The sequence below is a fragment of the Streptomyces sp. NPDC007157 genome (genome assembly GCF_040634235.1).
Classification (GTDB): Bacteria; Actinomycetota; Actinomycetes; order Streptomycetales; family Streptomycetaceae; genus Streptomyces.
In genome coordinates this window covers 336,299-348,548 of the sequence record NZ_JBEYFE010000007.1, presented here as the reverse complement: position 1 = coordinate 348,548, position 12,250 = coordinate 336,299, and the positions used below count along the sequence as shown (strand labels likewise).

The window sequence follows — 12,250 nt, the reverse complement described above, 5'->3', positions numbered from 1 at the left end:
TCATTTGGCCGAGTAGGCTGTCGGTCGTGGTGGGGATCGTTGAACGGCTGGTGCCGGACGAGTTATGGGGCCTGTTCCAGCGGGTGGTGCCCGAGGCGCCAACTCGACCACAAGGTGGTGGTCGGCGTCGCCACGGTGACCGCGAGGTGCTGGCCGCGATCGTGTTCGTGGCCACGTCGGGCTGCACATGGCAGCAGCTCCCCACCGCTTCCTTCGGGCCCTCGGGTGCGACGGCTCACCGCCGTTTCACCGAGTGGACCCATGCCAGGGTGTGGGCCAAGCTGCACCGCTTGGTCCTCGACGAGCTCGGCTCACGCGGCGAGCTTGACTGGTCCCGCTGCGCGATCGATTCGGTGAACATGCGGGCCTTGAAAAGGGGGATCTGACTGGTCCGAATCCTGTTGACCGGGGCAAATACGGCTCGAAGATCCACCTGATCACCGACCGGAACGGTATGCCCCTGTCTGTCGGTATCTCCGGAGCCAATGTCCACGACAGTCAGGCCCTGGTCCCGCTCGTTCAGGGCATCCCACCCGTCCGCTCCCGCCGCGGGCCTCGGCGACGCAGACCGGCAAAACTCCACGCCGACAAGGGCTACGATTACGCCCACCTGCGGCGATGGTTATCGGCACGTGGCATCCGACACCGGATTGCTCGCAAGGGAACGGACAGTTCCCAACGACTGGGCCGCCATCGTTGGGTCGTAGAACGGACCATCTCGTGGCTGGCCGGCTGCCGCCGCCTGCACCGGCGCTACGAACGTAAGCCCGAACACTTCCTCGCCTTCACAAGCATCGCCTGCACCCTCATCTGCCTGCGTCGCCTCACTCGCTGATGTGCCGCTGCAACAGCTTGACTGCCAGGTCATGGTCGTATTGAAGGGCGAGGTCCATGGGTGTTTGCCCGTCCGGGTCTGGGAGTAGCGGGTCGGCACCGAAGGCCAGGAGCACTGCGGTGGTATGCACGGTCAGCGGGCTGCCGCTTTGCAGGGCGCCATCGCCTTCCATGTCGATGGCGTGTGTCAGGAGCGTCATGTTGTCGCATACCTCATCGGGGTCAACTCCCTTGGCCAGCAGCTGAGCCAAGGTCTGTGCGTCCTCGCTCTCCACCGCTTGATGGGCCGGTGTCCAGGTGTTCTCCATGGCGGCATTCAACCGTTGCCGCACCAGCCCGGCCAGCGCCTTTCTCAACCTCTGAACGCCAAATGAGATGAGTTGTTAGCCGGTGACCTCGTTCGCGCCGTACCTGGCGGCCACGCCGTTATCGCACTGTCCGCTGCGACCGGGGAACCCATGCCCGGACACCTCGGCCGACTCACCGCCCCGCCCATCCGCGGATCCGTCCCAGGACCCAGCGCGGTTCGAACGAATGTGCCAGGACGGCCGGCATCCTGCGGGTTGGGTGGCCTGAAAGTGCCACCCGGAACAGGACACCGCCATGACCACGCCTCCGCGACCGATCTCGGAACCCGACCCGTCCGCGCTGGTCTGCCCCGGCGACCGGGTCGGATCGTGCGCCGGATGCCAGCGCAGGACCCACCGGTACGGCAGCGGCGGCTCCCCGCTGTGTCAGTGGTGTATGGCGACGGTGGAGCCGGGATGGGGTCCGGCCGTGCGGTACATCCGCACCCGCGCCTGACCGCCGCCCGCGGCTACGCACTGCGTCGGGGCTTGCGGGCGGCGGTCTTCTTCGCCGTCGCCTTTTTCGCCGTCGTGGTCTTCTTCGCGACCGTCTTCTTCGCGGCCGGCTTCTTCGCGGGTGTCTTGGCCGTGGTCTTCTTCGTGGGCATCTCATGGACCTGCGCGTCGGCACCGGCATCCTCGCCACGCGAGGACTTCGCCTTGTCCACGGACTCCGGCAAGGCGGCCATCAAGTCGAGCACCTTGCCCGCCGGTTTCTCCGGCTCCGGCACCTCTGGCAGCTCCCGGTCCTCCCGCTTCGCCTCAAGCACCTTCTCCAGCGCCTCCGTGCAGTGATCCACGAAGTCGGGGCCCTCCAGGCGGTCGGTGGTCATCCGCTCGATCAGCTCCACCGCCTCGTCAACCTCCGCATCCGACACATCCGCCGCCGGCGGGTACAGCTCGGAGGGGTCGCGGACCTCGTCGGGCCAGCGCATCGCGTGCAGCACGATCACGTCATCCCGCACGCGCAGCAGCCCCAGCCGCTCGCGGCCGCTCCACGCGAACTTCGTCACCGCGCGACCCGCGCAGACCGCTGCAACGCCTGACGCAGCAGCTCGTACCGCTTCGCGGCCACCGGGCCGTCGGGCTGGAGGTAGTAGCCCGCGCCGATCCGGAGGGCGTCGATGGACTCCCACGGCACGAACCCGTGGATCTCCAGCGCCTTCGCCGTCGGCAGGGGCAGGTTGCGCAGGTCCTCGTCGGTGATCGGGACGACCTGGGTCTTGGTCAGCTCGTAGCCCTTGGCGATCTCATCCTGGCGGACCTCGCGGTCCTCGACCTCGCAAAACTTGCGCACCCGCACCCGGGCCATGTCGTCCAGGTGGTACTGGTGGAAGCGCACCGAGTGGTCCTCGGTCGCGCTGGCCACGTGGACCGGCACTGTGACCAGGCCGAAGCTGATCGCACCGGACCAGATACTGCGGGGCATGGCAGACCTCCATCGCGGGCCCCGAGCCTTCTCAGCTGTAGGGTCTCAAAATTCGCTGCACAGTCTCAGGGCAGGCTGCACTCCTGTCCGCTGCCATCGAACCCAGACGACGCTGATCTTTGCCGGCCACCGAGTCGTCGCAGATCAGTCGGCCGTGTCAGTGCTCGGTCTCATACTGACGCCCATGCAGATATCGGCGTACACACTCAAGCGGGCCTGGCACCAGGTGGCCGCGGGCTCTGACGTGCTCGACGACGCGATGCTCCCGCCCACCGGCACCTCACCTGACCAGTACGAGCAGCATGTGGGCGAGCCGCACGGGCATCTCTTCCTGGTCCTGGACGACAACGGCACAGTGCACGGCCACATCGGTCCCTACCGGAAGGTCTTCGCCACTCAGGACCTGGATCAGGTGCTGTACTTCGCCGCCGAGGACGCGGTCCGCAAGCTCGCCGAGCACATCGCGGCCCGGTCCCCCGGCCGCGGCCCGCTGGCCAATCTCGTCTCCGGGCAAGCCGAGCTACTGGACCGGATCAACCCCACCTGGGGCAGCACATTCCGCAACGGCGGCATGGACGGTATGCAGCCCTCTGCTGCGTGCGGACGCGACCCGCTGGAACGCCTCGCCTGGATCGCCGACAGCTGGCGCGAGCAGGACCCCTACACCCACCTCGCCTTCTTCCGCGGCAGGAGTATCAGCGCCGAACAGATCGCCCTGCTCCACGGAGCAGACCCCGCGCAGATCGCCGCCGGGACCCGTCTTGCGGATCTGCGCAGCATGGATGGCGGGACCTTCGACTTCTGGGACATCGTCTGGGAGACCTGCTGCTTCGGGCAGGCCGGCGACTGGGCGTTCCTGATGTACCACGAGACCCCCGGCTTCGGGCCCGAGCTTGAGGCTCTCGCCCGGCTCGGCGTCACCGAGACGGTGCACCTGAGCGCCACCTCCGCGAAGGCCATCTACACCTTCGACTACATGCGCGACGGCCGCCGTATCGACGACGACTGGGGCGTCCTGGAGCTGATCTGGTACGACCGCGGCCGCGCCCCCTACTTCCGAGGCGGTCAGCTCGACTTCCTCAACCAGGCCATACGCCGCGCCGAACTGGACCACCCCGAACTCACCAGCGAGTTCGAGCTGTACTTCCACGCCCTGGAGGACGCTTTCGGCCTCCAACTGCCCCGGCACGACATTCAGGAGGGAACGGTCCGGGCCGCGCAGTGGGCACGCCGCAACAGTTGACAGTTCTGTCCTGAGAGCTTGCCGAGGGCCCTGGCAGCTCATGGCAGCCCGCCTACCCGCGTGCATGGCCCCGCCTCGACGGCCGCGCAGACGTGAATCGAATCTGTTTCCAGCTTGACCGCGGGCTGTCGACCAGCACTCCTGCCGTCCTTGCAAGCGTGCCGAGGATGTGCCACGTCTCGTGAGACTGAACCAGTGGCCATCGACGTGAGACAGCTTGAAACTAGCTGGTCAGGATCCCTGCCTACGCCAAGGGCGGCGATACCTTACATCAGCCTAAAGTGCGGCGTTCACACCTTCAGGCGTAGCTGACCGTGAGACATGCTCGACCAACTCGTGCGGGACATCGAGCGTGGAAGGGGACGGAACCAACGAAGTCCCCCGGCCGTCGGCGTGTTGACTGAGATCTCCACACCAATGACGAGGGCGGCTTGCTCGTTGGGGAAGTGTCCGCGGGCCTTGACCGCTCGCCGGTTGCGGGCGTTGACCGACTCGGTCGCGTTGGTGGTGACAGAGTTTCATGGTCGTGGGGTACTTTGTGGGGCCACGTGGACGGGCCGGTCGGCGACCGCGCCGACGTGGCTGGCGTCGATGAAGACCACCGGACAGACGGGGTCGAGCGGGCGACTGCCATCCGGCCATGCCCTCAAGGACCTCATCGTCGAGACGGTCCGTGCTCTCGCTTTGCCAGAACCGACTCCAGCAGCCTGGCGGGCACTCCGATGACATCGGGTGGCGCTGCCTGTTGTCTCTTCGGGGGTCCTCGTCGAGTTTCGCGGGAACTGTCAGTGGCCGCGGTCATCGAGGGTTCGGGCTGCTCGCGCGGAGTTCGAATGTAATCCGTGTCACCGCAGACAGGATCACGGACATGTAGACGACGGGAAACGGGAAGTGCGACGGCTGAATCCAAAGGCAAGCTGCAGCCGCTGCAACGCAAACAGCAGAGGCGACGGTCAGCCTCCTGTCGTGTCGGAACAGGAACCAGGGGAGCGCGATCAGACACATCGTGCCAAGAAGTTTCAATCCTGCCGAGGGGGAACCAATCAGCCAGAAAATGGCTATTTCCGCATATCTCAGAGAGGAGAAGGAGCTGATGGCCGTGGCGCATATCAGGGCGGCCGCGAGTCCGTCCCTGAACGACCTTTGCCGTATGCCGAACGCAATTCCACATACAGCGCTCGAAGCTGCGGCTGCCGCGTACAAGTAGGTCTGCACCGGTTGATCCTTTCACTTGGCCAGGCGGGTGGTCCCCCGTACCGGTTGTCCGGGGGACCACCCGCCGCACCGCGCTACCGGCTGTAGTTCGGGTCAGGACTCTTGGCAGGTGCGTTGCAGAAGTGGGCAGTTGACGGATCTGTGCCCGCGTCGTCGATCGCTCCTATTCCATGGATTACCTCCATGGCCACTGGCCATGTCGCACGGAGCATACGGGTGCTTCGACTGATCGGGATCGGCGGGGGGCGCGGGAATGCCGGGCCCGCTGAAGTGGTAGAAGTCGCCGGTCGCCACAGGTGCGCTGGATCCGGTGTATGCGCCGTCCAGATCGATGGCCTTCCCATTGCGATACAGATACTGGTTCGGCATGAAGCTGAAGCGCAGGACGGGAGCACCGCTCACCTTCTTGATGGTGCCGTCGGTGCAGGTTTTGAAATCAAGCTCCTGCCAGATCGGCGGGGCAGAGCCGAAGATGGATCCCGTGAGGCCCGGCTTGAAGAACGTGTTCCGGATCTCTTAGGCCATCAGTCGCCGCATACCCCTCCCCCGCTGCCCAACCGTGATCACGCGAACAACCCAGTCGCCGGCCTTCCGTGGTTGCGGCAGGATCAGGCAGATCGGCACAGCGCAGGGGGAGACGAATGATCACCGCCACTCAGGGAGCGGAGGTCACCTCGCCGTGCGTGACCTGTGGTGGTGCACTTGTCCGCGACGTCGGTCAGTTCATCGACAGGGGACAGCTGCGCTGGAGCACCGAAGGTCAGTGCCCAGCTTGCCCCAACGCGTGGTGCGAGACGGGCGCAGGGCCAACTCCCCAAGAGATCAGGCAGGCACTGCTGGCCGAGCACGGGGCCGTTCGGCTTCGCCTGGCGACCGAGGAGACCAGTCTGGTCCCCGTCTTGCGGGCCCTGCGCGAGGTGAGCCACCTGCCACTGGGCGAGGCCCGGCTGATGGCCGCCGAGCTGAGTGGAGTCGGCCTGGTCGGCACGTTCGTGGAAATGACGTACCTGGCGGGCGAACTTCGCCAGCGGTCCGTCGCCACCACCCTCATTCCCACGTCCCCCTGACTACCGCGAAGCTGCTCGGACGGTGGACAAACAGCATGAGGAATCGCTGGTGTGACTAGAGCGTGTCTCTTTGATGGGTTGGTCAGTTGATCGGATGTGTCTGTCCGATTAGTGATCACTACGGTCCAACCGATGTCGTCGACGGCATCCGCTGCGGCGAGGACGGCGGCGAAGATCTTCTCCCACGTGCCTTCGACGACCCACCTGATCAGCCGCTTATGGGCCGTCTGGAACGAGCCGAGCTCCTCGGGGAGGTCCCGCCAGGGCGAGTTGGTGCGGTACTTCCACGCGAGGGCCTCAAGCGTGCCGCGGTGATCGGCCCCGCGCCGTCCCCGGACCGGATCGGCCGGCATGAGCGGCTCGATCCGGGGGGTTTCCCCATTTTTCAGGCATAGGCGGTGGTGTTCGGGGATCCTGTCGAGGTACCTCTGAAAACCACTGTAAGGAGACCCCCAGTGCGCCGCCCGATCCGGAAAGCCTTCGCCGCCGTCATCGCCGCAGCCGGCCTCGCCCTCCCCCTCCTCACCCCCACACCCGCCTCCGCTGCCACCGCCACCAGCCGCTTCGCGAACTACCGCTACGGTGACTGCCTGCGCGAGACCTCGGAAACCGGCCTCAAGGGCGACCGCTGCACCACCGGACGCGGCAGCCTCCTGTGGCAGTGGAACGGCCGCCTCAACACCAGCACCACTCTTAAGAACAACTTCTGGGGCCGCTGCCTCGACAGCAATGACCGGGGCGACGTCTACCCCCTGCGCTGTAACGGCGGCTCATACCAGAAGTGGCGCACCGTCCAGCCCGCCGCCCGCAGCGCCATCTTGCTCCAAAGCGTCGGCACGGGCCGCTGCCTCTACCAGCAGGACAACGGCTACTACCGCACTGCCCGCTGCGACCGAGGCGCCCAGAACCAGCGCTTCACCATCGGCTGAACGGATCTCTCGACCGCTTCAAGATGCCGCCGGGCGAGCAGCTCTTCTTTTACGCGAGGCCAGGAGGCGGTCCGTTGGCCGCGGTGGTGATGACCTTGAACGGGGTGTCCTTCCCGTCGCAGATCACATGGTGTTTACTGCCCGTCTTTGCGCGGTCGCCCGGTGACGGGCCGGTCGCCTCGCCCCCCTTTTTTTCGCGCGGATGTGGGAGGCATCCACGCACGCCTGGGTCCAGTCCAGGGCGTCGGCCGCGTGCAACTCGGCGATCAGGATGCCGTGCAGCGTCTCGAAGACGCCGGCCTCATGCCACCGACCTCAGGTTCTGTCTCTTTAGACATCGTTTCCTTTGGTGGTTGGGGTCGTTGTGTTGGTGTGACGAGTCTTGCTGAGCGCCTGGTGCCGGATGAGCTGTGGGAGTTGTTCCGGCGGGTGGTGCCGGAGACGGTGGTCGTACGTGCACAAGGTGGTGGCCGGCGGCGGGCCGGGGACCGCGAATGTCTGGCTGCGATCGTGTTCGTGGCCACGTCAGGCTGTTCGTGGCGGCAGTTGCCACCGGTTTTCGGGCCTGCCTGGCCCACGGTCTACCGGCGTTTCTCCCGCTGGAGCCAGGCCCGGGTCTGGGCCCGTCTGCACCGCGTCATTCTCGACGACCTCGGAGCCCAGGGCGACGTGGACTGGTCACGCTTCGCCGTCGACTCCGTCAGCGTCCGAGCCCTCAAAGGGGGCTGCTGACCGGACCGAATCCGACCGACCGGGGCAAGGGCGGATCGAAAATCCATCTGGTCGTGGACCGTGGTGGCCTCCCCGTCGCCGTCGGCATCTCGGCTGCCAACACCCACGACAGCCTCGCGCTGCAGCCGCTGGGCGCCTCGATCCCACCCGTGCGCAGTCGGCGCGGTCCCCGGCGCCGGCGGCCTGCGAAACTCCACGCCGACAAGGGCTACGACTACGACCACCTGCGGCGATGGCTCCGCGAGCGAGGCATCACACCCCGCATCGCCCGCCGCGGCATCGACACCTCGCAGAGACTGGGCCGACATCGCTGGGTGGTCGAGCGGACCATGTCCTGGCTCGCAGGCTGCCGCCGCCTGTACCGCCGCTACGAACGCAAGCCCGAACACTTCCTCGCGTTCACCGCCATCGTCACCAACCTCATCAACTACCCACGACTCACCAAGTGAAACGGCGTCTTACGAGTTGGTGCGTGATAGCGGGTGAGGCGTGTTTGGTCTGGTCGTGGCCTGTTTTCAGGCGGTGACGGTGCGGTCGGAGACGAGGCTGGCGATGGCGCGGTAGGTGTCGGGGAGGTGGTCGCGGCGGTGGGTCCAGCGCGTCAGTTGCTCCCAGCGTTTGTGGTCGGCGAGGGCGTGTTCGACGGTGATGCGGTCGAAGGAGTGCCCGTGGCGGTCGCGTTCCCACTGCTGGACTCTGCCGGCAGTGCTCCCGGACGCGGTTTTCTTGGCGGTGTGATCGCTTGCCCGCGGTGGTCGCGGCTCAGGCCCAGGTAGCCGTCGTCCAGGAGGACCTCGACGTCGGGGAAGTGCTGGAAGCAGACGGCGATGCCCTCGTTGCGGGCGGCCGTGGCAAGGGCTTCGCCGGCCGCCTGGTCGACTGGGCCGCCCAGACCCTCGGCCGCGAGCTGGAGATCGTTCGCAAGGATCCCGACCAGCGCGGCTTCCATGCCCAACCCAAGCGTTGGGCGGTGGACCGCACCTTCTCGTGGCTCACCGCTCACCGGCGCCTCGCCAGGGACTACGAGACCAGCCTCGCCCACTCGGAGACGATGATCCGCTGGACAATGATCGGCATCATGGTCCGCCGGCTCACCCACGGCTGTCCTACCGCGCGGCCTGGCGCCAAGCCGTTGATCCAGGTGAGGTCGTACGCCGGTACTGTTCGGGCGTGACCAGTGATAGTGCTGCCCCAAGGGGGACCTGGAACGGCGCCTTGGTGCGCTCGCGTGTTGCCGCAATGGCCCTGGAAGACCCCGAGCGTTGCCGCTTCGGCGCTTCTCACCACGGGTACCGGCTTCACGCGCCCCTGGCGGAGGAGTCGATCCGACACTTCGAGCAGCTGCACAGCATCACTCTTCCTGCTACCTACCGAAGCTTCCTGAGCACAGTCGCGGACGGTGGAGCGGGGCCGGACTACGGGCTCGTGGGCCTGGCAGAAGAAGCAGACGAGGATGAGGCCCTGCACGACCTTCGGGCAGAGAGTCTGCACGTGGGCTTCCTGGCGAGAGCGTTCGCGCATACCACCGAATGGCCGGGGCCGGGCCGGGAAGGCAACGCTGACTACTCCGTCGCGGGGACACTAGTCATCGGCGAGTCTGGCTGCGGCACCTTCTCCCGCCTGGTCATCACGGGGAGCAATGCCGGACAAGTGTGGCTCGACGACCGTGCATGGGGTGGTCTCACCCCAGGACCAGACTTTCGCGAGTGGTACACCGCATGGCTGGCATCCCAGTAGATGTCAGTCGCGGTCTGAGAGTGGACGCCTCGACTCTGCGCCGCTGGCGCACCGCCCGGCCACCCCAGGGGCCGCCATTCGTCACGGTCTCGGAACGCGTCGTCATGTACAGCACCCTTGACGTCGAGGAGTGGCTGCGCCACCGACGTACCGTCCCGACCAAGGGACTCAATGGCCGATAAGACCAACGTTCCTGTCGGTGTCCGGCTCTCGACCGATATCGAGTACCGCCCTGACCGCCCCACTCCGTATCGGGCACGCGTCCGGTGGACCGATCCGACCAGCAAGCGCCGCCAGTCACTGTCCGAGGGAAAGGACAGCGAAGAAGAGGCCCAGGAATGGCTCCAGGCCATCATCGAGCCCGCAGAAGCCGGCCTGAGTCCGTCGCTGGCCACCATGAAGCTCGCCGAATACGGCGAAGCGAACATGGACCTCGCCCTGCGCGGCCTGGAGTTGAAAACGCTGGACCCCTACCTGTCGGGGTGGCGGATGCGCGTTGTCCCCGCCCTGGGCCACCTCGCGGTGCGGATGATCACCAATGGTGTCGTCGACCGCACCGTGCAGAACTGGATCGCCGACGAGCACAGCCGCTCCACGGTAAAGAACACCATCGCCGTCCTGGTCCGCGTCATGGAACAGGCAGTCCGCGACGGCATCATCAAGGTCAACCCCGCCCGGGTGACCGGCTGGCCGAAGCTCTACAAGCAGGCCGAGGACGAACTCCACGACCCACCGGTGCTGGCCCGGCCGACTGGGAGACCCTCCTCGCACTGGCCGACGCGCTCGTCGCCGCCTCCAACGCCCAGTACCGCGGCTGGGGAGACGTGGTCAACTTCGCCGCGTGCACCGCCGCACGGATCGGCGAGGTCTCAGGCTGCCGCCTCGGGGACATCGACACCAACCACTGGATCTGGACCGTGCGGCGCCAGACCACACCCGCGCCCGGCGGGCTCATCGACAAGGGCACCAAGGGCAAGCGGGCCCGCAAGGTTCCCATCGTCGAGGAGATCCGTCCCCTCGTTGCTCAGCGCGTCCTGTCCGCCGGCCCCAATCCCGACGCCCGCCTGTTCACCGGCACGCGCGGCGGACGCATCTCCACCGCCGTCCTGCGCGACACACACTGGGACGACGTGGTCACCAAGCTCGGCTACGAGCACCTGCGCCGCCACGACCTCCGGCACACCGGACTGACCTGGTTCGCCGATGCAAGCGTGCAGGTACACGTCCCCCGCAGGACCGCCGGCCACGGATCCCTGACCACCACTCAGCGCTCCCTGCACCCGGACCTACACAAGATCACGGCCGCCGGGGCGGCGCTCTCCGCACACCTCAGCGTGCTGCGCGCACCCCGCTCGCTGCCGAGCCCGATCGTCATGACCCGCTGAACCCGGTCAAGAGCGCCGGTCCCCAGCTGATCCCCAAGAATGATCAAGGGCCGGTTTCGGATGCTCCCGAAACCGGCCCTGACCTGCGACTATTACCAGTCGGGACGACAGGATTTGAACCTGCGACCCCTTGACCCCCAGGAGTGAGCGTCGGAGGTATTTTCTGGATATAGCAGACTTAATCAGGACGCAGGATGTGCGCAGAGGGCTCCCTCGTGCACTATCGCGCACACCGCGCGGTCCCCAACTCGTCCCCGCTGGCGGTCATAGCTCTGCCGCCAGACGCTCCGTGAAACGTGCCGACAACAAGACCAGGATCCACCGGCTGGAGAGCCGCGGACACTGCCGCACAGGTACCGTTGCCCCCGAGGGCGACATCTTCGCTCTGGGGCACACTCGTCGGCTACGACTCCGCAAGCGGCCTGCCCTTCGGGACGGGAACGCCCCACATGGTCGCCCACCGCGTCATGTCAGAAATGCCCGCCCTGGACAGCCTCCCCGACAAGCCGCGCAAGCTTTTGGCGAAGGCCCTCCATGTCCGGTTGACGGTGCCGTGGGGCGGGGCGAGTTCGCCGCCGGGTGGTCGATTGAGACCAAGGATCCGCCGCCCACCCCGGCACCCTAGGGAAACCCAGCAGCCGGGGCGAAGGGCCCGCGATCAGGCGGCGCGTGCGGCGCGGCCGGCCACCCACGTGGCGGCGGCATCCGCGACGCGACGCCCCAGCGCCTCGGCGGTGGCGATGTCGCTGGCCGTCACCCCCTCGGTCCCCTGATCCGCGTTGGACTGAGCGGCGGCACCCAGGAAGAAGCCCAGCCTGTTGAGATCGTTCTCGCTCCCCTTGGACGAGTTCCAGCCCCCCGGCAGGCCGAGCGCGATCCAGTGCATACCGTGCTGCGACGCCAGCGTCGCGAAGTACTGGAGGGTCGACTGCTTGTCGCCCGCCTTGGAAGCCGAGTTGGTGAATCCGGCCGCCAGCTTGTCCTTCCAAGCCTGTCCGAACCAACGCTCGGAGCTGGCCTCCGCGAAGCCATGGAAAGCGGTGGCAGCGGTTCCCATGTAGGTGGGGGAACCGAAGATGATCGCATCCGAGGCGTCCAGCTGCCTCCACTGGGCGTCGGTGATCTCACCGACGGCGATCAGGTTCACGACGGCGCCGGCCTCCTTGGCGCCACGCTGGACAGCCTCGGCGATGACGGCGGTGTGGCCGTAGCCGGAGTGATAGGCGATGGACACGATGGGCGAAGTCACAAGTACCTCCTACGCTTGAAAACGAAAGCTTCGAGATTCAACTTATTGGCGCCCTCCCAGGTGAACCAGGTAGGAGACTGACA

At 66.6% G+C, this 12,250-nt stretch carries 10 protein-coding genes and 6 pseudogenes; 8 read left to right on the top strand and 8 right to left on the bottom strand.

Annotated elements, in window-relative coordinates:
- Positions 1-35 precede the first annotated feature (35 nt).
- Positions 36-835, top strand: a protein-coding gene (locus ABZ642_RS16275) for an IS5 family transposase (RefSeq protein ID WP_360483494.1) whose coding sequence is annotated in 2 segments (ribosomal slippage) — positions 36-375 and positions 375-835 — 801 coding nt in all. Because the reading frame shifts where the segments join, the coding sequence is not laid out codon by codon here.
- Here the strand turns inward: ABZ642_RS16275 and ABZ642_RS16270 are convergent.
- Complete coding sequence (locus tag ABZ642_RS16270) at positions 825-1,142, bottom strand: ankyrin repeat domain-containing protein (RefSeq protein ID WP_360483491.1); 318 nt, start codon at positions 1,140-1,142, stop codon at positions 825-827. The genes ABZ642_RS16275 and ABZ642_RS16270 overlap by 11 nt on opposite strands.
- Positions 1,143-1,651: 509 nt before the next feature.
- Positions 1,652-2,610, bottom strand: a pseudogene (locus ABZ642_RS16265) (Ku protein).
- Positions 2,611-2,794: 184 nt separating this feature from the next.
- On the opposite strand from ABZ642_RS16265, the gene ABZ642_RS16260 reads away from it, so the two are divergent.
- A complete protein-coding gene (locus ABZ642_RS16260) occupies positions 2,795-3,853 on the top strand; it encodes a hypothetical protein (RefSeq protein ID WP_360483330.1) in 1,059 nt (352 codons plus the stop codon).
- Positions 3,854-4,275: 422 nt separating this feature from the next.
- On the opposite strand, the pseudogene ABZ642_RS16255 reads toward ABZ642_RS16260, so the two are convergent.
- A pseudogene (locus ABZ642_RS16255) lies at positions 4,276-4,362 on the bottom strand (transposase); the annotation flags it as partial.
- A gap of 1,347 nt (positions 4,363-5,709) precedes the next feature.
- On the opposite strand from ABZ642_RS16255, the gene ABZ642_RS16250 reads away from it, so the two are divergent.
- Positions 5,710-6,135: a hypothetical protein gene (locus ABZ642_RS16250; RefSeq protein WP_360483327.1), complete on the top strand. Its 426-nt coding sequence runs from the start codon at positions 5,710-5,712 to the stop codon at positions 6,133-6,135.
- A 182-nt stretch (positions 6,136-6,317) separates the two neighbouring features.
- Here ABZ642_RS16250 and ABZ642_RS16245 read toward each other — a convergent pair.
- A pseudogene (locus tag ABZ642_RS16245) lies at positions 6,318-6,500 on the bottom strand (transposase); the annotation flags it as partial.
- A gap of 90 nt (positions 6,501-6,590) precedes the next feature.
- Here ABZ642_RS16245 and ABZ642_RS16240 point away from each other — a divergent pair.
- A complete protein-coding gene (locus tag ABZ642_RS16240) occupies positions 6,591-7,064 on the top strand; it encodes a hypothetical protein (protein ID WP_360483324.1) in 474 nt (157 codons plus the stop codon).
- A 115-nt stretch (positions 7,065-7,179) separates the two neighbouring features.
- Here the strand turns inward: ABZ642_RS16240 and ABZ642_RS16235 are convergent.
- Positions 7,180-7,373, bottom strand: a pseudogene (locus tag ABZ642_RS16235) (IS5/IS1182 family transposase); the annotation flags it as partial.
- A gap of 63 nt (positions 7,374-7,436) precedes the next feature.
- Here ABZ642_RS16235 and ABZ642_RS16230 point away from each other — a divergent pair.
- A protein-coding gene (locus ABZ642_RS16230; protein WP_360483488.1) for an IS5 family transposase occupies positions 7,437-8,245 on the top strand; the annotation gives its coding sequence in 2 pieces (ribosomal slippage) (positions 7,437-7,791 and positions 7,791-8,245; 810 coding nt in all).
- Between the two features lie 66 nt (positions 8,246-8,311).
- On the opposite strand, the pseudogene ABZ642_RS16225 reads toward ABZ642_RS16230, so the two are convergent.
- Positions 8,312-8,649, bottom strand: a pseudogene (locus ABZ642_RS16225) (IS5/IS1182 family transposase); the annotation flags it as partial.
- A gap of 3 nt (positions 8,650-8,652) precedes the next feature.
- Here ABZ642_RS16225 and ABZ642_RS16220 point away from each other — a divergent pair.
- Both ABZ642_RS16220 and ABZ642_RS16215 read left to right on the top strand, forming a co-directional pair.
- A pseudogene (locus ABZ642_RS16220) lies at positions 8,653-8,886 on the top strand (transposase); the annotation flags it as partial.
- A gap of 149 nt (positions 8,887-9,035) precedes the next feature.
- Positions 9,036-9,533, top strand: a complete 498-nt coding sequence (locus tag ABZ642_RS16215; RefSeq protein WP_360483321.1) for an SMI1/KNR4 family protein — start codon at positions 9,036-9,038, stop codon at positions 9,531-9,533.
- A 297-nt stretch (positions 9,534-9,830) separates the two neighbouring features.
- On the opposite strand, the gene ABZ642_RS16210 is transcribed toward ABZ642_RS16215, so the two are convergent.
- Complete coding sequence (locus ABZ642_RS16210; RefSeq protein WP_360483318.1) at positions 9,831-10,259, bottom strand: hypothetical protein; 429 nt, start codon at positions 10,257-10,259, stop codon at positions 9,831-9,833.
- Positions 10,260-10,357: 98 nt separating this feature from the next.
- Between ABZ642_RS16210 and ABZ642_RS16205 the strand changes: the two genes are divergently transcribed.
- A complete protein-coding gene (locus ABZ642_RS16205) occupies positions 10,358-10,918 on the top strand; it encodes a tyrosine-type recombinase/integrase (protein WP_360483315.1) in 561 nt (186 codons plus the stop codon).
- Between the two features lie 658 nt (positions 10,919-11,576).
- Here the strand turns inward: ABZ642_RS16205 and ABZ642_RS16200 are convergent.
- Positions 11,577-12,167: a flavodoxin family protein gene (locus tag ABZ642_RS16200; protein ID WP_089107565.1), complete on the bottom strand. Its 591-nt coding sequence runs from the start codon at positions 12,165-12,167 to the stop codon at positions 11,577-11,579.
- Positions 12,168-12,250 lie beyond the last annotated feature (83 nt).

What these genes read in the sequence shown, in the direction of transcription:
- ABZ642_RS16270 (WP_360483491.1), bottom strand. Translation starts at nt 1,142, where the DNA reads ATGGAGAACACCTGGACACCGGCCCATCAAGCGGTGGAGAGCGAGGAC.
- ABZ642_RS16260 (WP_360483330.1), top strand. Translation starts at nt 2,795, where the DNA reads ATGCAGATATCGGCGTACACACTCAAGCGGGCCTGGCACCAGGTGGCC.
- ABZ642_RS16250 (WP_360483327.1), top strand. Translation starts at nt 5,710, where the DNA reads ATGATCACCGCCACTCAGGGAGCGGAGGTCACCTCGCCGTGCGTGACC.
- ABZ642_RS16215 (WP_360483321.1), top strand. Translation starts at nt 9,036, where the DNA reads ATGGCCCTGGAAGACCCCGAGCGTTGCCGCTTCGGCGCTTCTCACCAC.